Genomic DNA, 20,880 nt, shown 5'->3' on the forward strand with positions numbered 1-20,880 from the left:
CTTCACGAGCGAATTTCCAGTCTACGCGGTACCCGGTCTGGCCGGGATTCGGGGCCAGGCCAGCACGATCGTGGCGACCAGGGTGGGCCCGAGCGTCCAGACCATTCCCGGCAGACCCTGGGGTACCAGGACCGAGCCGCCGGCGCTGCGCAGCGACAGGATGAAGATGGTGCCGAGGAGACCGAGAGCGCAGAAGAACACGATCGTCCGGTCCCCCAGAACCAGGCGCAGTCCGGCCAGGAGCGCCGTCGCGCCGGCAAGCGCGAGGATCAGCCCGATCGGGACCGTCACGGGACCGAGCCGAACGGTGGCCTGGTGGGCGATCGTGCCCAGCAGGCCGAACGCGACCCCCGTCCCGAGGGCGAAGACAACGGCCAGAACCCGGCTGAACAACCCGGCTGGGGCCGTGACGGTCGGAGCGTGCGCCGGAGGCAGGCGCAGGAAGGTTTCCGTGCCGCCGATGGCGACCGGGAGCTGGACCCCCGCGGCGGGCAGGGCCGGCTCGGCCGGGTCGATCGGGTCGATCGGGTCGATCGGCCGAACGGTGTGGTCGGTGACGCGCCAACGGTCAGGATAGGCCGCGATCGCGCGCAGCTTCTGGTCGACCTGGGCGCTCACATCGATCGCGATCAGAAGCTGGCCGACGGCATCCGTCACCCGGCGATGCTCGAAGACGGGCACGTGGTAGCTGTCGGCGGCTCCGACGGCCGCCGCGCGGAGGTTGTCGTCGTCGGTGCCGATCACGACGGCGGTGGCCTGCACGTAGTCGAGCACGTCGCCGACGGCCTCGGCCAGTGACTGCGCCCCGGATGCCGCGGGCAGTATCCGCCAGTCGCTCACGTCGAGTTCCCGCATGGCTGTGCGCAGCTCGCGGCTTTCCGCGGTGTGCGCGGGGTCCGCACCGAACAGCACGACGACCTGGGCGCCGTCGGAGCGGAGACGGGCGATGGTTCCGCCGGTCAGGAGCGATTCCTGGCCGGGGCGGTCGTGCACGAAGACGATGCGTTCTGCACTGCCGGACATGACCATTGATGAGCTCCACGGAGTTGGGACGGGCGGACACCCACGCATGAATGATAGCTGGACAGGGCCGCGGAACCGAAGCTAGAGTGAGCCACTAAGGTAAGCCTTACCAAAGTTTTCCCACACTGAACCAGGAAGCCCCGTGCTCGCAAACTACCTGATCGGCCTGCGCGAAGGCCTCGAAGCCGCCCTGATCGTGACCATTCTGGTGGCCTACGTCGTGAAGATCGGCCGCCGCGACGTGCTTCTGCGCATCTGGGCCGGCGTGGGCCTGGCCGTGGTGCTCGCGCTCGGCATCGGCGCCCTGCTCACGTTCGGCACCTACGGCCTGTCGTTCACGGCGCAGGAGGCGATCGGCGGCGTGCTGTCGATCGTGGCCACGGGGCTGGTGACCTGGATGGTGTTCTGGATGCTGCGCACCGCCCGTGACCTGTCCGGCCACCTCCGCGGCAGCATCGACCGGTCCCTCGTGGGCTCGGGTCTCGGAATCGTCGTCGTCGCGTTCATCGCGGTCGGCCGCGAGGGAATCGAGACCGCCCTCTTCATCTGGGCAGCGGTGCAGGCCACCGGCGAAACCACCATGCCGCTGGTCGGCGCCAGTCTCGGAATCGTCACCGCCGCCGGGCTCGGTTGGCTGATCTACACCGGCATGCTGCGCATCAATCTCGCCCGCTTCTTCACCTGGACCGGTGGCATCCTTCTCGTGGTCGCGGCCGGCGTGCTCTCCTACGGCGTGCACGACCTGCAAGAGGCAGGGTTCCTGCCGGGCCTGAACAGCCTCGCCTTCAATGTGAGCGCCGTCATCCCGCCGGACAGCTGGCACGGCACCCTGCTCAAGGGCACCCTGAACTTCTCCCCGGCCACCACCTGGCTGGAGCTGATCGTCTGGGTTGCCTACCTCGTGCCGGCGCTGACCCTCTTCATCGTGACGAGCCGGAGGGGCCGACCGACCGGTTCCGGCGCCGTCGAGACCACGACCACGACCACGACCACGACCGCACCCGAGCGCGACGTCGCTACCGCGGCGCTCCCCCGCTGACCCCCGTACCTCCTCCCCTGCCCCGCCACCTGCTAAGGACCCCCATGCGCGCCCGTCTCCTCCCCCTCACCGCCGCGTCCGCGTTCGGCCTGCTCGCCCTCACCGGCTGCGTGGCCAACACCCCGGCAGATTCCGCGCGCGCCGCCCTCACTGTCGACAGCAGCACGGATGCCTGCACCGTGTCGGCCCAGGACGCCCCGGCCGGCACCCTGAGCTTCAGCATCACCAACTCGGGCGACCAGGTCACCGAGTTCTACCTGCTCGCCGAGGACGGACTGCGGATCGTGGGCGAGGCCGAGAACATCGGTCCGGGACTCACCCGCGACCTGGTGGTGCAGCTGGCGGAGGGCGAATACGTCACCGCGTGCAAGCCCGGCATGACCGGTGACGGGATCGGGAAGGCCGGCTTCACGGTGACCGCCTCCGACCAGGTCGTGGCCGTCGACGACGACCTGCAGGCGCAGATCGAGACCGCCAACGTCAACTACGCCTCCTACGTGCGAGACCAGGTGGCGCAGCTGGTCACCGGAACCGACACGTTCGCGGCCGCGTATGTGGCCGGCGACTTCGACACCGCCCGCGGCCTCTACGCATCGACCCGCTCGCACTGGGAGCGGGTGGAAACGGTTGCGGAGTCCTTCGGCGACCTCGACCCGCAGCTCGACCTGCGGGAGGCCGACCTCGAAGAGGGCCAGGACTGGACCGGCTGGCACGCGATCGAGAAGGACCTCTGGCCGGCCGACGCCGAACCCGGTTTCGCCGCCTACCCGGCCGAGGAACGCCAGCGCCTCGCCGGCCTTCTGGTACAGGACACCGCCACCCTGAACGAGAAGGTGCAGACCCTCTCCTTCACCCTGTCGCAGCAGACCAACGGCGCCATCGGCCTCCTCGACGAGGTCGCCACGGGCAAAGTCACCGGCGAGGAGGAGTTCTGGTCGCACACCGACCTGTGGGATTTCCAGGCCAACGTCGACGGAGCCGCGGTGCTCTACGCCGGTGTGCGGGACATCCTGGTCGCCAAGGATGCCGCCCTTGCCGACAGCCTCGACGCCGAGTTCGCCGCCCTGCAGACGCTGCTCGACGCGCAGCGCGTCGGCGACGGGTTCACCCTCTACACCGACCTGAGCCCCGAAGAGATCAAGGCCCTCGCCGACCAGGTGAACGCCCTGGGCGAACCGCTCAACCAGCTCACATCGACCCTGGTGCTCTAGGTGTCCGACGGAGCGTCCGGCGGCCTGTCGCGCCGTGGCCTGCTCGGCCTGGCCGGCGCGGGCGTGGCCGGCCTGGGTCTCGGGGTGGGCGGTGACCGGGCGGTGATCGCCGTCGCCGCTTCCGCCACCGCGCCGTCCCCCGCCACGGACGTGTACCCGTTCTACCAGGAGCACCAGGCCGGCATCCTCACCCCGGCGCAGGACCGCCTGCACTTCGCGGCGTTCGACGTGTCCGCGGGAACCACCCGGGCCGGGCTGATCGAGCTGCTCCAGGACTGGACGGTGGCGGCCGCAGCGATGGCCGCGGGGCGCGATATCGGCGACTTCGGCGCCGTCAGCGGCCCCTACGACGCACCCCCGGAGGACACCGGCGAGGCGCTCGACCTGCCGGCGTCCGGGCTGACGATCACCTTCGGGTTCGGCCCGAGCCTGTTCGAGGACGCCGACGGCGTCGACCGGTTCGGCATCAGGGCCCGGCGTCCGGACGAGCTGACCGAGCTGCCGCATTTCCCCGGGGACATGCTCGAGCCGGGACGCAGCGGCGGGGACCTCTGCATCCAGGCCTGTGCCGACGACCCGCAGGTCGCCGTGCACGCCATCCGCAACCTCTCCCGGATCGCCTTCGGGCGCGCGGTCATCCGCTGGTCGCAGCTGGGTTTCGGACGCACCTCGTCGACGAGCACCAGTCAGGCCACCCCGCGCAACCTTTTCGGTTTCAAAGACGGCACGTCCAACATCAAGGCCGAGGAACCGGGTGCCGCCGACGCCCACGTCTGGGTCGGCGCCGGTGGCGGGCCCGCCTGGCTGGCCGGCGGTTCCTACCTGGTGGCGCGGCGCATCCGGATGACCATCGAGACCTGGGATCGCAGCATCCTGCGCGAGCAGGAGGCCGTGTTCGGACGCGACAAGGGCGAGGGTGCTCCCCTGTCCGGCGGCACGGAGTTCACCGCGCCGGACTTCGCCATCACCGGCCGGGGCGATCTGCCTCTGATCGGCGCGGCCGCGCATGTGCGTCTGGCTCACCCCACCCGGAATGCGGGCATCCGGATGCTGCGCCGCGGCTACAACTTCGTCGACGGCACCGATGCGCTCGGCCGTCTCGACGCCGGGCTGTTCTTCATCAGCTTCCAGAGCACACCGGAGAACTTCACCGCCGTGCAGCTGAACCTGGCCCGGCACGACGCGCTGAACGAGTACATCCGTCACGTCGGTTCGGCCCTGTTCGCCGTTCCGCCCGGCGCCGCACGCGGCTCCTACGTGGGAGCCGCCCTCTTCGCCTGATCCCCCGCGGCCACTCTCCTGGCCCGACAGTGCCCGTTCCGGTCGAGAGTGACCGCAGGAGCGGTCACTCTCGACCGGAAATGTGACAGCTGAGGGGGGGCTAGGCGGCCGGGGAGACCGTGTAGAGCACGCCCTCGGGGGTGCCGGCGACGACCACGGACCAGGATTCGTTCGTCAATACGGCGACGCCGGCATCGCCGATGTTCGCCGTGGCGGCGGTGTCCGCGCTGAAACCGGCGGCCTCGAGCTTCGCCGTGGCGTCGGCGAGCGGGTCCGCGGCGCTGGACGTGACGGTGACCACCCAGCCGTCGCCGTCCGCTGTATTCGAGGCACCGAATCCGATGTTCCCCTCGATCACGGGGATCTCCCCGGGCCAACCTTCGGGCAGCTGACCGCCCAGACTGACATCGCCGCCGGTGGCCTCGTTCACCGCTCCGTCAACCGCGTTTCCGACGGTCTCCCCGGAACATCCGGACAGCACGGCCATTCCCGCAACAGCCATGGTCACGGCCAGCACACGTAGTCGGTTCAGATGCATCGATTACCCATTCGTCGGTTCGGTCACTCGCGCTTTAACAAACGAAACCGCAGCGGTGTCGCTATGGAAGACCATAAACGACGACCGCTGCGGTTTCGCTCCGAAGCTGTGCTCCGGCAGTGGCGAAGGTTAGTTCGCGTCCTGCTTCTTCAGACGTGAGACGTTGCGCTGGCGAGCGGATGCCGCCAGTTCGACCTTGCGGATACGCACGATGGCCGGGGTGACCTCGACGCACTCGTCTTCACGGGCGAACTCGAGGCACTGCTCGAGCGTGAGCTGCTTGGACGGGGTCATCGACTCGAACGTGTCGGAGGTCGACTGACGCATATTGGTCAGCTTCTTCTCCTTGGTGATGTTCACGTCCATGTCGTCGGCGCGCGAGTTCTCGCCGATGACCATGCCCTCGTAGACCTCTTCGGTCGGGTTGACGAAGAACGACATGCGCTCCTGCAGGGCGATGATCGCGAACGGCGTGACGACACCGGACCGGTCGGCGACGATGGAGCCGTTGGTGCGGGTGTTGATGGTGCCGGCCCAGGCCTCGTAGCCGTGGAAGATGGCGTTGGCGATACCGGTACCGCGGGTGTCCGTGAGGAACTCGGTGCGGAAGCCGATCAGGCCGCGCGACGGAACGATGAATTCCATGCGGACCCAGCCGGTGCCGTGGTTCGCCATGTTCTCCATGCGACCCTTGCGGGCGGCGAGCAGCTGGGTGATCGCGCCGAGGTACTCTTCGGGCGAGTCGATGGTGAGGTGCTCGTACGGCTCGTGGATCTTGCCGTCGACGCGCTTCACGACCACCTGCGGCTTGCCGACGGTGAGCTCGAAGCCTTCGCGGCGCATCTGCTCGACCAGGATGGCGAGGGCGAGTTCGCCTCGGCCCTGCACCTCCCAGGCATCCGGGCGTCCGATGTCGATGACGCGGAGCGAGACGTTGCCGACGAGCTCCTTGTCGAGACGGTCCTTGACCATGCGGGCGGTGAGCTTGTGGCCCTTGACCTTGCCGATGAGCGGCGAGGTGTTGGTGCCGATGGTCATCGAGATGGCCGGGTCGTCGACCGTGATGGTCGGCAGCGGGCGCGGGTCCTCGGGGTCGGCGAGGGTCTCACCGATGGTGATGTCGGCGAATCCGGCAACCGCGACGATGTCACCGGGGCCGGCGCTCTCGGTCGGGTAGCGGTCGAGAGCCTTGGTGATCATGAGCTCGGTGACACGCACGTTCGCGATGGTGCCGTCGTGCTTGATCCAGGCGACCGTCTGGCCCTTCTTGATCGTGCCCTGGAAAATGCGCAGGAGCGCGAGGCGGCCGAGGAACGGCGAGGAGTCGAGGTTGGTGACCCAGGCCTGCAGCGGGTGCTCGTCGTCGTAGACCGGCGCCGGGATGTGCTGGAGGATCGCTTCGAAGAGCGGCTCGAGGTCGTCGTTGTCGGGCAGCTGGCCGTTCTCGGGACGGTTGAGGCTGGCGGAGCCGTTGCGGCCGGACGCGTAGACGACGGGCACGTTGAGCACGAGGTCCAGGTCGAGGTCGGGAACGTCGTCGGCCATGTCGCTCGCGAGGCCGAGGAGCAGGTCCTGGCTCTCCTCGACGACCTCGTCGATGCGCGCATCGGGACGGTCGGTCTTGTTGACCAGGAGGATGACGGGCAGGTGCGCTTCGAGCGCCTTGCGCAGCACGAAACGGGTCTGCGGCAGCGGGCCCTCACTGGCGTCGACGAGAAGAACGACACCGTCGACCATGGACAGGCCGCGTTCGACCTCGCCACCGAAGTCGGCGTGGCCGGGGGTGTCGATCACGTTGATGGTGATGGGGCCATCCGTGGCGTGGATTCCCTTGTAAGAGATCGCCGTGTTCTTGGCGAGGATGGTGATGCCCTTTTCGCGCTCGAGCTCATTCGAGTCCATGGCGCGCTCTTCGGTGTGTGCGTGCTCAGCGAACGAGTTGGTCTGCTGGAGCATCGCATCAACCAGCGTGGTCTTGCCGTGGTCGACGTGGGCTACGATCGCGACATTTCGGAGGTTATTGCGCGTGGCAATCGCCATGAAGTAAATCCTTACGAAGAATGGATGCCGCAGAGTACCGCATGCGACGAAGAATGGATGTGTGTGGTCAAAGTCCGACCCAACGGATAATCCTACCGCACTCTCCCCGTCCGGACGCTGAGAGTCACGCCGGATTCGGCGGCGGGCACGAAAAACGGGGCGGGAACCGAAGTCCCCGTCCCGTCATCCGTGCTGTGTTGCGTGTTTTTCGGCTACTTCTTCCAGCCGACGATGGACCAGTCGACCGTTTCGAACTGGGTGGCCCCGTAGTTGACGAGACCGGACTTCACGGCGTACACGTTCGGCAGCGGCGCGACCGGGATGATCGGCACATACGCGGCGAGCACCTTGTCGATCTCGTTCGCGATGACGATGCGCTTGTCGGCGTCCAGCTCCGTGTTGGCCTCGTCGAAGAGCGCGGACAGCTTCTTGTCGGTGATGCCGGTGAAGTTCGACTCGGAGTCGACCGGGGAGAACAGGGCCTCGCTCGAGGAGATCGGCCACGGCGTGCCGACCCAGGAGAAGCTGGTCATTTCGAAGTCGCCCGGGATGATGTAGTCCGAGAAGTACTTCGCGGCGGGAACCTCGTTGAGCTCGACGGCGATGCCGACCTCCTTGAGGTCAGCCTGCACCTGCACGGCGCGCTGCTTGTTGGTGGGGGTGTCGGCCGGCACGGTGATGGACAGTTCGAGCGCCTTGCCGTCCTTTTCGCGCATGCCGCCGTCGCCGGCGGCGTAGCCGGCGTCGTCGAGGAGCTTCTCGGCAGCGGCCACGTCGTAGCCGATCGCGTCGCCCACGTTGTCTTCATAGCCCTTCTGGCCCGGCATGAAGATGTAGCTGCCCTGGGTGGTGGCGTCCACTCCGACCGGCGTGTTGGCCGATTCGGAGATCAGCGAACGGTCGACCGCGTGGCCGATGGCGCGCCGCAGCTCCACGTCGGCGAGCGGGCCCTTCGAGCCGTTCATGGTGACGTGCGTCCAGGTGAGGCCACCGGATGCCTGGATCTCGGCATCCGCTCGCTTCTCCGCGGTCTGGTACGCGTCCGCGTTCGACGAGATGTAGAGCACGTCGGTCTCGGAATTGCCGAACGACGTGGCGGCGGAAGCTCCGCTGATGACCTTGACGATGATGGTCTCCAGCTTGGCGGTCTCGCCCCACCACAGCGGGTTGCGGGTCAGGGTGATGACCTGGCCGGTGGTGTCGACGTCGGAGATGACGAACGGCCCCGAAGACGGCACCGGCGTGGTGACATAGCCGGTGTTGAACGCCTCGGGCGTCGACGTGACGCTGGCCGGCAGCACGCTGGTGAAGATCGACTCCCAATCGGCGTTGACCGAGTCGAAGGTCACCGTGAAGTCGAAGTCGGTTCCAGTCGACTCGACCGCGCTGATCTGTTCGAAGATGGCCGTGGACGCCGGCGAGAACTCTTCGTTGCTGCCGTTCATGGCTGCCCAGGTGGCCGCGTAGTCCTTGTAGGTGATCGGGGTGCCGTCTTCCCAGACGGCGGCCGGGTTGAGCTTGATCTCCACGACCTGAGGGTCGTCACCGATGAGCTCGACGCTGGTGGCGTAGTTCGGGTCGACCGTGGTGGTTCCGTCCGCGGCGACGCGGATCGGGCCGCCGGTGGTCGGCGCCACGGTGTTGACCGTGTCGGACTCGTTGCCGTCGACCTGGTACGTGTTCCAGTTCGAGGGGAGCGATCCGATGGAGAGGCTGAGCGTGCCGCCGTCCTGAACGTCCGCGGCGGCGGCGACCTCCCATGCTGTGGTGGGAAGGACGGCGCTTTCGCTCGCGGCAGGCGAGTCGTCTGCGGTGTTTCCGGGAGCGCACGCCGTGAGCAACAGGGCGGACGCACTCAGAACGGCGAGTGCTGAGAAAACAGTACTTTTCCGTTTCATGTGTGATTCTCCTTTTCTTGGTGGGAACTTTTCCGGGGTCAGGGAGGTTGTGGGGTGGGATCTAGACGGCGACGCCGAGGACCGCGCTGTCCTCCACGTGGTGGCAGGCCGTTTCGACCGTGTCGTGCAGCGCCAGCAGTGGGTCGATGCTCTCGCAGAGCGCCCGCTTCTGCGGCGGCAGGAGGGTGTACAGCGGGCAGCGGCTGCGAAAATTGCAGCCGTCGATCTGCTCCGTCGGGCTGGGCAGGTCCCCCTCCAGCAGCACCCGTTTGCGGCTGCGCTCGATCTCGGGGTCCGGGATCGGTGCCGCCGAGATCAGGGCCTGGGTGTACGGATGCCGCGGGTGGGCGAAGACCTCCGCCACCGGCCCGTATTCGACGATCCGTCCCAGGTACATGACGGCGACCGTGTCCGCGATCTGGCGCACGATGGCCAGGTCGTGGGCGACGAACAGGTAGGAGAGGTTGAGCTGCTCCTTGAGGTCTTCGAGCAGGTTGATCACGCCGGCCTGGATGGACACGTCCAGTGCGGACACCGGTTCGTCGAGCACGACGAGCCGGGGGTTCGTGGCGAGGGCCCGGGCGATCCCGACCCGCTGACGCTGTCCGCCGGAGAACTCGTGCGGGTAGCGGTCGGACATCTCCGGGTCGAGACCGACCAGGTCGAGCAGCTCGGCCACGCGGGCGCGCCGGTCAGCGGGCTTCACTCCGTGCACGGTCAGCGGTTCGGCGATGATGTCACCGATCGGCAGCCGTGGGTCCAGGGCCGCCATCGGGTCCTGGAAGACGATCTGCACGTCCTTCCGCAACCGAAGCAGGTCGGCACGGTTCAGGCTGGCCACATCCTGGCCGTCGATCAGGATCTGACCGGCCTGCGGCTTCGCCATCTCCAGGATCTCGAGGATGGTCGTCGATTTGCCGCAACCGGACTCGCCGACCAGCCCCAGGGTCTGGCCCGGCTGGATGGAGAAGGACACCCCGTCGACGGCGCGCACGGTGCCGATCTGCCGGGAGAACACCCCACCCTTGGTGAGCGGGAAGTGGCGCACCAGGCCCGTGACCGTGAGGACCGGCTCGGTGTCTGCGTTCCGTTCCCGATGCTCGACGACCAGCGGTTCCGGCCGGGGGAACACGTCGGGCCGGGTCAGCGCGCCGGAGGCGATCTCTGCCGCGCGGTGGCAGGCGGCGACGTGGGCGGTCTCGCCGAGCCCGGCAACGGGCACGCCGGGTGCGGCCGGCGCGTGTTCGAGGAGCACGGGCTCGGTCTCGAGGCAGGCGGAGACGGCGATCGGGCACCGGGCCGCGAACGGGCATCCGCTCGGCAGTGCCGTGAGCGACGGCGGCCGGCCCTCGAGCGGGACCAGCCGTTGGGTTCCGGCGGTCTGCATATTGGGCACCGAGCGCAGCAGCCCGATCGTGTACGGCATGTGCGGGGCGGCGAAGACCTCGTCAGTCGTGCCGTTCTCCACGAGCTTGCCCGCGTACATCACGGCGATGCGGTCGGCATGGCCGGCCACCACGCCCAGGTCGTGGGTGATCAGCACCACGGCGGCGCCGGTCAGGCTCTTCGCCTGCTCCAGCACCTCGAGGATCTGCGCCTGGATGGTGACGTCCAGGGCGGTCGTCGGCTCGTCGGCGATGATCAGCAGCGGGTCGTTGGCGATGGACATGGCGATCATGGCGCGCTGGCGCATCCCGCCGGAGAACTCGTGCGGGAACGCTCGGGCACGCCGCTCGGGCGCCGGGATACCGACGATCTTGAGCAGTTCGACCGCCCGGGCCGCGGCGGCCCGCTTGCTCAGCGCGGCGTCGTGCAGCAAGAGCGCCTCGGCGATCTGGTCGCCCACGGTGTACACGGGGGTCAACGCCGAGAGCGGATCCTGGAAGATCATCGTGATTTCCCGGCCGCGGATGCCGGAGAGCTGCCGGTCGTTCAGCTCCAGCAGCGACCGGCCGCCGAACAGGATGCTGCCGGTGACCTCCGCCGAGCTGGGGAGCAGTCCCATCAATGCCAGCGACGACACGGACTTGCCCGAACCGGACTCCCCCACGATGCCGAGGAATTCGCCCTTGTGCACCTGGTAGCTGATACCGCGCACCGCCTGGACCGACGGGCCGCCGCGCTGGGGGAACGTGACCGACAGGTCTCTGACCTCCAGGAGCGGGGGGTCTGTGCGACGGTTCGCGATCGGGTTCTCGTTCGTCAGAAGATTAGTCACGGTTGACCCCCGAGGTTGGATCGACGGCGTCACGCAGGGCGTCACCGATGAGGCTGACGGCGAACAGGGTCACGATGAGCACACCCGCCGGGAAAACGAACAGCCACGGCCGCGTCACGGCCGCGCTCGTCCCCTCGGCCAGCAGGGTGCCGAGGGAGACGTCGGGAGCCCGGATGCCGAAACCGAAGTAGCTGAGGCTGGTCTCGGCCAGGATCGCCGCCACCACACCGAGGGTCGCGTCGATGATCAGCAGGGAGGCCACGTTCGGAATGATGTGGCGGCCGAGGATCTTGCGCATCGGCACGCCCATGTAGCGGGCCGCCTTGACGAAGTCGCGGTCGCGCAGCGACTTGGTCTGGGAGCGCACCACCTGGGCCATGATCATCCAGCTGAAGCCGGCGATGAAGATGGTCAGGAACACCCAGGACAGCCCCTTGAACAGCGGGCTCAGAATCACCAGGAGGATGAAGGACGGCAGCACCAGGAGCAGGTTGATGCACCAGACCAGAACCCGGTCGACGACACCGCCCATATACCCGGCGACGGAACCGACCACCGCGGCGATGAGGGTGCCGAGCGGCCCGGCGATCAGGCCGATCACCAGCGACTTCTGCAGCCCGACGAGGGTCTGGGCGTACAGGTCCTGGCCGATACTGTTGGTGCCGAACCAGTGCAGCTGGGTGGGTCCGAGCCCCATGTTCAGCGGGTCACGGGTGAGCGCGTCGAACGGGTAGAACAGCGGGCCGAGCAGTGCCCAGATGAGGATCAGGCCGATCGCGATCGCCCCCACCCAGAACCGGGAGGTCTGCGTGAGCCGCCGCCAGATCAGGCGTCCCCGGGACCGGGATCTTGCCGGCGGACCGCTCGGCACGCCCACCCCGAGAGGCGTCGGCGTGACCAGGACGTCCGGGGCGCCCAGTTCGGCGTTGGTTTCTTCGACCAGGGACATCTCAGTTCCTCACTCTCGGGTCGAGCGCGGCGTAGAGCACTTCGGAGAGCGTCGACGAGAACAGGATGAGGATCGCCACGAACAGCGTCGTGCCGGCGACGGCGTTGATGTCGCTCTGGCTGATGGCGTTCAGGGCGAATTCACCCATTCCGTGGAAGGAGAAGACGATCTCGAGCATGATCGAGCCGGAGATCAGGGTGCCGAAGCTGTAGGCGAAGAAGGTGGACATCGGGATGAGCGCGACCCGCACGCCGTGGCGCACGAGCGCCGAGTTGCGGGAACGGCCCTTGGCGCGTGCGGTGCGGATGAAGTCGGCCGACAACACGTCGAGCATGACGCTGCGCTGGTAGCGGGAGTAGCCGGCCGCGCCGATCAGCACCAGCGCGATGGTGGGCAGGAGCAGGTGGATGCCGCGGTCGAGGGCCAGATCCCACCACGACCCGGTGAGACCGGCCGAGTATTCTCCGGTGAAGGTGATCAGCTGCATGCCCGCGGCCCCGTTCAGGGCGGTCGCGCCGATCATCAGGAGCACGCCGATCACGAAGGTGGGCGTGGCGAAGATCAGGTAGGAGCCGTAGGTCACCGCCTGGTCGCTCAGCTTGTACTGCCGCACGGCACCCCAGACTCCCAGGGTCACGCCCACGATGGCCCCGATCAGGGACCCGATCAGGAGCAGCCGAAGGCTGACTCCCGCCCGGGAGATGATCTGGTCGCCGATGGAGACGCCGTTGACGCCGTTGCCCAGCGAACCGTGCACGACGATGTTGACCAGCCAGTCCCACAGCCGCTGCAGAACGGGCACATCCGGGTTGACGCCCAGGCCGTTGAGGATGTTGTCGATCGTCTGCTGCGTCGGCTGCGGGTTGCGCCCGTAGTACTTGGCCGCCGGGTCGAGCGCCAGACTGGAGACGACGTAGGCAAGGCAGGTGGCGATCAGTGACAGGAAGAAGTAGTTGACGAAGCGTCGGAAGATGTAGAAAACCATGGGGGCGGATCAGCCCCGAACGCCGGGCAGTGTCGTCGGCAGCGTGCAGCGATTCGAAACCATGAAAACTCCCCCGTCGTTCCCTCCGCCGCGATACCGGGGAAAGGAACTGTTCTCGTGTGCTTAAGGGGAGAGCTTATGCCTGCGTGAAGCGACTCTGCCCCGGAACCCAGTCTGGAGCACATTCAGACAAAAGTTGTAACAGTTTCGAAACGTAGTGGGCAGACTGCGCAGAAAAACGCGCACTCATTGAGCAAACCTCAGGCCAACTGCGCGGCCAGTCCGAGGATGAGCGCGGCGCCGCCCAGGAGTGACCACCGATGCCACCGACGCACAATGGGCTCTCCGGCGCGCTGCGGAGTCTCATGACGGTCCCAGAAGCCGCGAATGGCGCGGTGCGCGGCCGAGCCGCGGATGCGCCCGCTGGGCTCCCTGGCCGACCCGGGCGCGCGGGAGGTAGCCACCGAGGATCTGGCGGATGACGGCGCACCCCAGCACACGAGGCGTTCGCCCGATCGGGTCACCACGACGACCTGGTGCCGAAGCACGAGATCGTCCACTTCCCCCCAGGGCACGGTGGTCGTGCGCAGTACGTTGACGATGGTCAGCCCCTGCGCGTCCAGGCGCAGACAGGGACGCGCGAAGACGAGCCACGCACCCCAGACGACGAATGCCAGCGACGGGGTCGAGGCCAGCGCCGTGTCCCAGCGACCGCGAACGGCCGCGTCGGCCAGCAGTGCCGCGCAGAGCAGCACCACGGCGACGAAGACCGCGGCGGACGCCGGCGACCGCACCGCGATCCCGGCAGGCGCCGGCGACGAGGCAGGAAGCCGAGGTCCCCGGCGGCCGGGAACCCGTCCCGAACCGCCGGACACGCGCTTAGCGGCCGAACTCGAAGTTGGCACCCGGGATGGCTGCGAGGAGCTCCTGGGTGTAGGCCTCGCGCGGGCTGTCGAAGACCTCGTCGGTGGACGCGGACTCCACGATCCTGCCGCGCTGCATGACGCAGACGTTGTCGGCGACCAGGCGCACGACCGCCAGGTCGTGGGTGATGAACAGGTAGGTCAGGCCGAGTTCCGTCTGCAGCTCGGTGAGCAGGTTCAGGATCTGGCCCTGCACGAGCACGTCGAGAGCGGAGACCGCCTCGTCGAGCACCAGCACGTCCGGCTTGAGGGCCAGGGCGCGCGCGACGGCGATGCGCTGACGCTGCCCGCCGGACAGTTCGCTCGGGTAGCGGTACCGGGTGGCCCACGGCAGGGAGACCTGGTCGAGCAACTCACGCACGCGAGCCTGGCGCTCCGCCGAGGTGCCGATCTTGTGCGCCAGGAGGGGCTCCGCGATGGTGTTGCCCACGTTGTACTGCGGGTCGAGGGAACCGTAGGGGTCCTGGAAGACCGGCTGAACCCGGCGGCGGAACTTCAGCAGCGCCGCACCCTTGAGCCCGGCGACGTCCTGGCCGTCGAATTCGATCGTCCCGCTCGTGATGCTCTCCAGCTGCAGGAGGAGCTTCGCCACGGTGGATTTGCCCGAACCGGACTCGCCGACGAGGGCGGTGGTGGTGCCCTTCTTGATGGCGAAGGAGACGTCGTTGACGGCCAGCAGTTCGTTGTACTTCAGACCCTTGGTGCGGATGCGGTACAGCTTGGAGATGTTCTGAACCTTGATGAGGTCTTTCGCCTCGGCGGCCTGTTCCCGCTCGGCCGCACGCGCCACGAGGGTCGTGTCGAGCGATCCGCCGGAGAAGATCTCCGCGCCGACCGCATCGTCGTTCTTAGCCGATTGGATGCGCCGTGACGCCAGGCTCGGAGCCGCGGCCACGAGACGCTGGGTGTAGGGGTGCTGCGGGTTGGCGAGGATCTCCTGCGACGGCCCGGACTCGACGACCTTGCCCTTGTACATGACGACGAGCTGTTCGGCCCGCTCGGCCGCGAGGCCGAGGTCGTGGGTGATGAACAGCACCGAGGTGCCGTAGTCACGCGTGAGGGTACCGAGGTGGTCGAGGATCTGGCGCTGCACCGTGACGTCGAGCGCCGAGGTGGGCTCGTCGGCGATCAGGAGCTTCGGCCGGGCGGACAGGCCGATACCGATCAGCACGCGCTGGCGCATGCCGCCGGAGAACTGGTGCGGGAACTGCTTGAGGCGGTCCTCCGCGTCGCTGAGGCCGGCTTCCTGCAACACCTGGATGGTGCGCTGCCGTGCGGCCTTCCCCTGGGCGACGTTGTTGGCTTTGATGGCCTCCTCAACCTGGAAGCCGATGTTCCAGACGGGGTTCAGGTTGCTCATCGGGTCCTGCGGCACGTAGCCGATCAGGCGACCGCGCACATCCTGCATCTGCTTCTCGGACAGGCCCGCGAGGTCGCGGCCCTCGAACAGGATCTGCCCGGCCGTGATCTTGCCGGTGCCGGCGAGGAGTTTGATGATGGCCTGCGCGGTCGTGGTCTTGCCCGAACCGGACTCCCCCACGATCGCCAGTGTCTGGCCGGCGTACAGGGTGAGGCTGACCCCGCGCACAGCGGGGACGACGCCGTGCTGAGTCTGGAAACCGACCTCGAGGTCGCGAATCTGGAGCAGTGGCTCGTGGGACACGCCGGAGCCGTTGTTGACGGGCTCGCTGACGGGTTCGATGACGGTCTGGCTCATCGGCGGGCCCTCGCTTCGGGGTCGAGGGCGTCGCGCACGACGTCGCCCAGCATGAGGAACGCGAGGACTGTCACGGACAGGGCCGCCGCGGGGTACAGCAACACCTGCGGGTTGGTGCGGAGGGAACTCTTGGCGGCGTCGATGTCGTTACCCCAGGACATGATGGCCGGCGGGAGACCGATACCGAGGAAGGACAGGGTGGCCTCGGCCACGATGAACGTGCCCAGCGAGACGGTCGCGATCACGATCACGGGTGCGATGGAGTTCGGCACGACGTGGCGCAGCAGGATACGGAACTTGGAGACGCCCAGGGCGATGGAGGCCGTGACGTAATCGGAGTTGCGCGCGGACAGCACGGCGCCGCGCATGATGCGCGCGATCTGCGGCCACGCGAAGAGCGAGAGCACGAGTGCGATGGTGACGGGGGTGCGCTCCGGCAGGACCGACATGAGTACGATCGCGCCCAGCACGGTGGGGACGGCGAAGAAGATGTCGCCGATGCGCGAGACGATCGCGTCGAGCACGCCGCCGTAGTAACCGGCGAGCGAACCCACGATGATTCCCGTGAAGGTGACCAGGATCGTCGCGAGCAGGCCGACGGTGACGGAAGCCTGTGTGCCGAAGATGATCCGAGCGTAGATGTCGCAGCCCTGACGGGTGAAGCCGAGCGGATGTCCGTCTTCGGGGCCGCCGTGGCTGTCACCGAGGTCGCAGGCCCGAGGCGAGACCTGGGCGAACAGGCTCGGGAACAGGGCGACGATCACGATCAGGAGGATCAGGGCCGAGGAGATCCAGAAGCTGGGCCGCACGCGCATGGCGTCCCAGGCATCCGCCCAGGTGCTGCGGGCCTTCTGCGATTCGTCCAGGCGGTCGACTGTTTCGACCGGGGTTTCTTCCAGCGCGGCGACGTAGTGCGTCTGCGCGTTCGGGTTCTTATTTGGCATAGCGAATCCTCGGATCCAGTGCTGCGTAGAGGAGGTCGACGAGCAGGTTGGCCAGCACGAAGATCACGACCATCACCGCGATGAACGACACCACGGTCGGTCCCTCGCCGAGCTTGATGGCTTTGTAGACGGTGCCGCCGACGCCGTTGATGTTGAAGATGCCCTCGGTGACGATCGCACCGACCATCAACGATCCGAGGTCGACGCCGAGGAAGGTGACGACGGGCACCAGGGAGTTGCGCAGCACGTGCACGCCCACCACGCGGCGGCGGGAGAGCCCCTTGGCCGTGGCCGTGCGCACGAAGTCCGCGTTCAGGTTGTCGGACACGCTCGCCCGGGTGAGGCGCACGATGTACGCGAACGACACCGAGGCCAGCACGAGGGCAGGGAGCAGGAGTTCGCTGAGAGGAGCCTCGCTGCTCACCGTGGTGCGCGCCCAGCCGAGTTGCACGGCGAAGACGTACTGCAGCACGAACCCGATCACGAACGTGGGAACGCTGATCAGGAGGAGGCTGACGACGAGGGCGCTGGTGTCGAACAGCTTGCCCTTGCGCAGACCTGCGACCAGGCCGACCAGAATGCCGAAGAAGGCCTCGATGGCCAGGGCGAGCAGGGCCAGGCGGGCCGTGATCGGGAACGCCTTGGCCATCACGTCGCTGACGGGACGGCCGGAGTAGGTCGTGCCCAGGTCTCCCTGGAAGAAGTTGCCGATGTAGATGAGGTACTGCACGATGAACGGCTTGTCCAGGTTGTACTGGGCGCGGATCTGCTCGACAACTCCGGGCGCCGGGGGCCGGTCGCCGTACAGGGCCGCAATGGGATCTCCGGGGAGGGAGAACACCATGAAGTAGATCAGGAGGGTTGCACCGAAAAACACCGGGATCATCTGGAGCAGGCGTTTGCCGGTATACCAGATCATCAGGTCCCCAAGCCGGAACGTATGTACATGAGATTCACAATCACTGGTTGAGTCTAGTCAGTGTGGGGTCCGTGGCTGCACGCCCCGGACCCCACACTTGGTTCTATCTACTGCTGTTGAACGGTTGGAACGAGTATTACTCGCTCTTGGTGATGTCGGTGTACAGCGGCACGGAGTCCCAGCCGTAGACGACGTTGTCGACCTTGTCAGACCAGACCCCGGTGACGTTGGAGTACCAGAGCGGAATGGTCGGAAGGTCCACGAGCAGGAGTTCCTGTGCTTCCTGGTACTTCTTGGTCGCATCCTCGACGGAGGACGCGGAGGCGCCTTCCTTCAGCAGCGCGTCGAACTCGGGGCTGGCGTAGTCCTCGTAGTTCGAGCCGGCACCGGTCTGGTACAGCGGGGCGAGGAAGTTGTAGAGCGACGGGTAGTCGCCCTGCCAGCCGGCGCGGGTTCCACCGGTCAGCTTGTCAGCGGAACGGTCTTCGAGCGCAGCGGCGAAGGTCGGGTACGGCTTGCCGACGGCTTCGATGCCGAGCGTGTTCTTGATGCTGTTGGTGACGGCGTCAACCCAGGCGGCGTGGCCGCCGTCGGAGTTGTAGGCAAGGTCGAACGTGCCGGTGTAGGGCGCGATCGCGTCGGCTTCGGCCCACTTGGCCTTGGCCTCTTCGGGGTTGAACTCGAGAACCTCGGAACCCTTGAGGGAGTCGGAGTAGCCGTCGATGACCGGCGAGGTGAAGTCGGTCGCCGGGGTACGGGTGCCCTGGAAGATGACGTCGGTGATTTCCTTGCGGTCGATCGACATCGAGATGGCGGCGCGGCGCAGCTTGCCTTCCTCACCGCTCCAGTGCTCGAGGTAGTACGGCATGTTGAAGCCCTGGAAGATGGCGGCCGGCTGGTTGACGAAACGGTCCGGGAAGTCCGACTCGTAGGTCTCGAAGGCGGCGTCCGGGACGGCGTCGAGCACGTCGAGGTTGCCACCCTGCACGTCCGCGTACGCGGCGTCCTGCGAGGCGTAGAAGACGATGCTCAGGCCGCCGTTGGCGGGCTTGCGCACGCCGTCGTAGTCGGGGTTGGTGACGAGGTCGATCCCGACCTCGTTCTCCCAGGCGCCCTCTCCGTCCAGCATGTACGGGCCGTTGCCGATCGGGTCCTGACCGAAGGCTTCCATGTCGTCGTATGCGACGGAGGGCAGCGGCATGAACGCCGTGTAGCCCAGGCGAAGCGGCCAGTCGGCCTCGGGCGAGGCCAGCTCGACGGTGAAGGTGGTGTCGTCGACGACCTTGAGGCCGGTCAGCTCGGCGTCAGCCTCGGGGTCGAAGCCCGCGATGTTGTCGAAGAAGTAAGAGGCACCCTGCGCGTTGCTGAACGTCGCGCCGTAGGTCCAGGCATCCACGAAGGAATCGGCCGTGACGGCCTCGCCGTTGGTGAACTCCCAGCCGTCGTTGAGCGTGACGGTCCAGTTCTGCGAATCGTCGGACTCGATCGACTTGGCGACCTCGTTCTCGATCTCTCCCTCGGCGGTGTACGAAACGAGTCCGGCGAAGATCGAGGTGGCGATCTTGCCGCCACCGGTTTCGGTGGTGTTCGTGGGGATGATCGGGTTCTGCGGCTCAGAACCGTTGGTCGTGATAATCGACGCGTTGCCGCCCTCTGCGGGGGTGTCTCCGCCGGCGCAACCGGAGAGCACGAGCGCTCCCGCGGCGGCCAAGGCGATGGCTGGTATGCCCAGTCTCCTGATTTTCAATTTTCCTCCAGTGCGCAGGGAAGTGCCGCCGGGCCTTTGGGCGCGCAGACACCTCAGTTATATCGACCTTAAAGAGCAGGTGCGGACTTCGCATAATCTATTGAGGAAACGTTACACATGCGAAACAAACTGCGCAGGATAGTTGCGCCACAACAGGTTCTTGCGCGCAAACTATCCGCCAGATTCAGCAACATGCTCGTTCCAGGCAGTGGGAGGATTGAACAATGACCGTCACCGCCCCCGCCCGTCCTCCGTTGCTGATCTTCGACGGCGACTGCGCCTTCTGCACCACGTCCGTGAACGCGATGAAGCGCCTCCTGCCCGCCATGCCGGCCTCCTCCCCCTACCAGTGGACCGACCTGGCTTCCTATGCCCTGACGACGAAGGATGCCCAGTCCCGGGTCTGGCTGGTCATCGACGGACACCAGTACGGCGGGGCCGCCGCCGTGGCCGCGTTGCTCCGGCACCAGCCCGCGGCCGCACTGCGCGCCCTGGGCTGGCTGGGCACCGTGCCGCCGTGGTCGTGGGCCGCCGAAGTGGGCTACCGCTTCGTAGCCCGCTACCGTCACCGCCTGCCCGGCGGGACCCCGGCCTGCCGGATGAAGCCCGGAGCGTGACTCCGCGCGGCGATCGCACCGCACTCCGCTGGGAGGTGGGGATCGTCCTCGGGCTCTCGCTCGGGGCATCCGCTCTCTACTCGGTCATTGCGATCATCGCCCGGCTGACCGACACCCGGCCGCTCTCGGAACAGTCGGCGACCCTCAACGGGTCGCAGTCGACTCGGGAGTGGCTCGATTTCAGTTACCAGTTCCTGGGCATCTTCTTCGCCCTGTTCGCGGTTGTCCTGGTGCTCTACCTGCTGTGGCTCCCCGGTCAGAACTCGTTCCGACGTCTCGGATTCGACTTCACGCAGCCGGGGCGTGACCTGGGGAGGGGCGTCGGGCTGGTGCTCGTGATCGGCATCCCCGGCCTGGCGCTCTACCTCGCCGGGCGGGCCTTCGGCTTCACGGTGGCCGTCGTCCCCTCGCCGCTGGACACGTTCTGGTGGACGGTCCCGATCCTGGTGTTCTCGGCGCTGCGCTCGGCGCTGGTCGAAGAGCTGATCGTGGTCGGCTACCTGTTCACCCGGCTGCGTGAACTGGGCTGGTCGACCTGGACCGTGATCGTGTCCTCGGCGCTGCTGCGCGGCAGCTACCACCTATATCAGGGCGTGGGCCCGTTCTTCGGCAATGCGGTCATGGGCGTGGTGTTCGGCTGGTGCTATGTGCGCTGGGGACGCACCATGCCGCTGGTGATCGCGCACTGGATCCTCGACATCGTCTCCTTCGTCGGCTACCCGCTGGCCCTGGCCTGGTGGCCCGGCCTCCTCGCCCCCGCCGCCTGACCGGCTGCCCGTAGGCCCGGGCCCCCGTGCCCGTGCCCGTGCGAATTCGACGGAGATTTTGCCT

The 20,880-nt window shown here is 67.3% G+C and carries 17 protein-coding genes; 5 read left to right on the plus strand and 12 right to left on the minus strand.

Annotated features, from left to right (window positions below; translation table 11 throughout):
• Window positions 1-21: 21 nt before the first annotated feature.
• Window positions 22-1,023: a PIG-L deacetylase family protein gene (locus E3T49_RS15190; RefSeq protein WP_134425732.1), complete on the minus strand. Its 1,002-nt coding sequence runs from the start codon at window positions 1,021-1,023 to the stop codon at window positions 22-24.
• 142 nt (window positions 1,024-1,165) lie between these two features.
• Here E3T49_RS15190 and efeU point away from each other — a divergent pair, with 142 nt between their 5' ends.
• Genes efeU through efeB form a run of 3 tightly spaced genes read left to right on the plus strand, consistent with a single transcriptional unit; the run spans window position 1,166 to window position 4,554 of the window.
• A complete protein-coding gene (efeU, locus tag E3T49_RS15195) occupies window positions 1,166-2,062 on the plus strand; it encodes an iron uptake transporter permease EfeU (RefSeq protein ID WP_134425733.1) in 897 nt (298 codons plus the stop codon).
• 44 nt (window positions 2,063-2,106) lie between these two features.
• Window positions 2,107-3,273 carry an iron uptake system protein EfeO gene (gene efeO / locus E3T49_RS15200; protein ID WP_134425734.1) on the plus strand — a complete coding sequence of 389 codons (1,167 nt, stop codon included), beginning with the start codon at window positions 2,107-2,109 and terminating at the stop codon, window positions 3,271-3,273.
• A complete protein-coding gene (gene efeB, locus E3T49_RS15205) occupies window positions 3,274-4,554 on the plus strand; it encodes an iron uptake transporter deferrochelatase/peroxidase subunit (protein ID WP_134425735.1) in 1,281 nt (426 codons plus the stop codon).
• A gap of 100 nt (window positions 4,555-4,654) precedes the next feature.
• Here the strand turns inward: efeB and E3T49_RS15210 are convergent, their stop codons facing one another.
• The 11 genes from E3T49_RS15210 to E3T49_RS15260 all read right to left on the minus strand — a co-directional run bounded on the left by E3T49_RS15210 (window position 4,655) and on the right by E3T49_RS15260 (window position 19,432).
• Window positions 4,655-5,092 carry a hypothetical protein gene (locus E3T49_RS15210; protein ID WP_134425736.1) on the minus strand — a complete coding sequence of 146 codons (438 nt, stop codon included), beginning with the start codon at window positions 5,090-5,092 and terminating at the stop codon, window positions 4,655-4,657.
• Between the two features lie 129 nt (window positions 5,093-5,221).
• Window positions 5,222-7,132 (minus strand): translational GTPase TypA, encoded by a 1,911-nt coding sequence (typA, locus tag E3T49_RS15215; protein WP_134425737.1) that lies wholly within the window; start codon window positions 7,130-7,132, stop codon window positions 5,222-5,224.
• A gap of 212 nt (window positions 7,133-7,344) precedes the next feature.
• Window positions 7,345-9,030, minus strand: a complete 1,686-nt coding sequence (locus tag E3T49_RS15220; protein WP_134425738.1) for an ABC transporter family substrate-binding protein — start codon at window positions 9,028-9,030, stop codon at window positions 7,345-7,347.
• Window positions 9,031-9,091: 61 nt separating this feature from the next.
• A complete protein-coding gene (locus tag E3T49_RS15225; protein WP_241972854.1) occupies window positions 9,092-11,248 on the minus strand; it encodes an ABC transporter ATP-binding protein in 2,157 nt (718 codons plus the stop codon).
• Window positions 11,241-12,197 carry an ABC transporter permease gene (locus E3T49_RS15230; protein WP_134425739.1) on the minus strand — a complete coding sequence of 319 codons (957 nt, stop codon included), beginning with the start codon at window positions 12,195-12,197 and terminating at the stop codon, window positions 11,241-11,243. Before E3T49_RS15230 ends, E3T49_RS15225 begins: the two co-directional genes overlap by 8 nt.
• A gap of 1 nt (window position 12,198) precedes the next feature.
• Complete coding sequence (locus E3T49_RS15235) at window positions 12,199-13,182, minus strand: ABC transporter permease (protein WP_134425740.1); 984 nt, start codon at window positions 13,180-13,182, stop codon at window positions 12,199-12,201.
• Between the two features lie 260 nt (window positions 13,183-13,442).
• Window positions 13,443-13,976, minus strand: coding sequence for a PH domain-containing protein (locus tag E3T49_RS15240; RefSeq protein WP_134425742.1), 534 nt, complete (start codon window positions 13,974-13,976; stop codon window positions 13,443-13,445).
• Window positions 13,977-14,061: 85 nt separating this feature from the next.
• A complete protein-coding gene (locus E3T49_RS15245; RefSeq protein ID WP_134425743.1) occupies window positions 14,062-15,822 on the minus strand; it encodes a dipeptide ABC transporter ATP-binding protein in 1,761 nt (586 codons plus the stop codon).
• The gene (locus tag E3T49_RS15250; protein WP_134425744.1) at window positions 15,819-16,766 is read right to left on the minus strand and encodes an ABC transporter permease; all 948 of its coding nucleotides are present in this window, start codon (window positions 16,764-16,766) and stop codon (window positions 15,819-15,821) included. Before E3T49_RS15250 ends, E3T49_RS15245 begins: the two co-directional genes overlap by 4 nt.
• Window positions 16,756-17,685 (minus strand): ABC transporter permease, encoded by a 930-nt coding sequence (locus E3T49_RS15255; protein WP_134425745.1) that lies wholly within the window; start codon window positions 17,683-17,685, stop codon window positions 16,756-16,758. Before E3T49_RS15255 ends, E3T49_RS15250 begins: the two co-directional genes overlap by 11 nt.
• Window positions 17,686-17,821: 136 nt before the next feature.
• On the minus strand, window positions 17,822-19,432 hold the full coding sequence (locus E3T49_RS15260) for a peptide ABC transporter substrate-binding protein (RefSeq protein ID WP_134425747.1): 1,611 nt from the start codon (window positions 19,430-19,432) through the stop codon (window positions 17,822-17,824).
• 224 nt (window positions 19,433-19,656) lie between these two features.
• Here E3T49_RS15260 and E3T49_RS15265 point away from each other — a divergent pair, with 224 nt between their 5' ends.
• On the plus strand, window positions 19,657-20,049 hold the full coding sequence (locus E3T49_RS15265) for a thiol-disulfide oxidoreductase DCC family protein (RefSeq protein ID WP_134425749.1): 393 nt from the start codon (window positions 19,657-19,659) through the stop codon (window positions 20,047-20,049).
• Complete coding sequence (locus tag E3T49_RS15270; protein WP_241972855.1) at window positions 20,046-20,816, plus strand: CPBP family intramembrane glutamic endopeptidase; 771 nt, start codon at window positions 20,046-20,048, stop codon at window positions 20,814-20,816. The genes E3T49_RS15265 and E3T49_RS15270 overlap by 4 nt, the downstream gene beginning before the upstream one ends.
• Window positions 20,817-20,880: the final 64 nt, after the last annotated feature.

Source organism: Cryobacterium cryoconiti, assembly GCF_004403065.1.
Lineage (GTDB): Bacteria > Actinomycetota > Actinomycetes > Actinomycetales > Microbacteriaceae > Cryobacterium > Cryobacterium cryoconiti.

Bases quoted from the DNA above. Each gene is read 5' to 3' on its own strand.
- E3T49_RS15190 (WP_134425732.1), bottom strand. From the start codon at position 1,023: ATGTCCGGCAGTGCAGAACGCATCGTCTTCGTGCACGACCGCCCCGGC.
- efeO (WP_134425734.1), top strand. From the start codon at position 2,107: ATGCGCGCCCGTCTCCTCCCCCTCACCGCCGCGTCCGCGTTCGGCCTG.
- E3T49_RS15210 (WP_134425736.1), bottom strand. From the start codon at position 5,092: ATGCATCTGAACCGACTACGTGTGCTGGCCGTGACCATGGCTGTTGCG.
- typA (WP_134425737.1), bottom strand. From the start codon at position 7,132: ATGGCGATTGCCACGCGCAATAACCTCCGAAATGTCGCGATCGTAGCC.
- E3T49_RS15220 (WP_134425738.1), bottom strand. From the start codon at position 9,030: ATGAAACGGAAAAGTACTGTTTTCTCAGCACTCGCCGTTCTGAGTGCG.
- E3T49_RS15230 (WP_134425739.1), bottom strand. From the start codon at position 12,197: ATGTCCCTGGTCGAAGAAACCAACGCCGAACTGGGCGCCCCGGACGTC.
- E3T49_RS15235 (WP_134425740.1), bottom strand. From the start codon at position 13,182: ATGGTTTTCTACATCTTCCGACGCTTCGTCAACTACTTCTTCCTGTCA.
- E3T49_RS15245 (WP_134425743.1), bottom strand. From the start codon at position 15,822: ATGAGCCAGACCGTCATCGAACCCGTCAGCGAGCCCGTCAACAACGGC.
- E3T49_RS15250 (WP_134425744.1), bottom strand. From the start codon at position 16,766: ATGCCAAATAAGAACCCGAACGCGCAGACGCACTACGTCGCCGCGCTG.
- E3T49_RS15255 (WP_134425745.1), bottom strand. From the start codon at position 17,685: ATGATCTGGTATACCGGCAAACGCCTGCTCCAGATGATCCCGGTGTTT.
- E3T49_RS15265 (WP_134425749.1), top strand. From the start codon at position 19,657: ATGACCGTCACCGCCCCCGCCCGTCCTCCGTTGCTGATCTTCGACGGC.